This window comes from Haemophilus sp. UMB1048 (assembly GCF_030218125.1).
GTDB lineage: Bacteria > Pseudomonadota > Gammaproteobacteria > Enterobacterales > Pasteurellaceae > Haemophilus_D.
Genome location: NZ_JASOPB010000031.1, coordinates 1 through 483, shown reverse-complemented (window position 1 = coordinate 483; position 483 = coordinate 1). Strand labels below are relative to the sequence as shown.

1 protein-coding gene is annotated in these 483 nt (G+C 51.3%); it reads left to right on the top strand.

The genetic code is table 11. From position 1 onward, the window contains the following. Positions 1–24: 24 nt before the first annotated feature. Positions 25–483: protein rep (locus QP437_RS09740; protein WP_369279313.1), on the top strand; the 459-nt coding region annotated here is incomplete at its 3' end.

The window sequence follows — 483 nt, the reverse complement described above, 5'->3', positions numbered from 1 at the left end:
GAATTCGAGCGCTATGCACTCCGTATGGCCTCCTGTAGCGGTTTGTTACGTTTTGGTTGGTCTACCATCATGGAAACCGGAGAAACGCGCCTACGGCTTCGTAGTGCGCAATTTTGCCGTGTCCGTCATTGCCCTGTCTGCCAGTGGAGAAGAACCCTCATGTGGCAAGCCCGTTTTTATCAGGCTCTACCGAAAATCGTTGTGGATTACCCGTCTTCCCGATGGTTGTTTCTGACGTTAACTGTCAGGAACTGCGAGATAGGTGAACTTGGAACAGTCCTTACAGCAATGAATGCGGCGTTTAAGCGAATGGAAAAGCGAAAGGAGCTATCACCTGTTCAGGGGTGGATCAGGGCTACGGAGGTGACGCGAGGTAAGGATGGCAGCGCACATCCGCATTTTCACTGTCTGCTGATGGTGCAACCTTCTTGGTTTAAAGGGAAGAACTACGTTAAGCACGAACGTTGGGTAGAACTCTGGCGC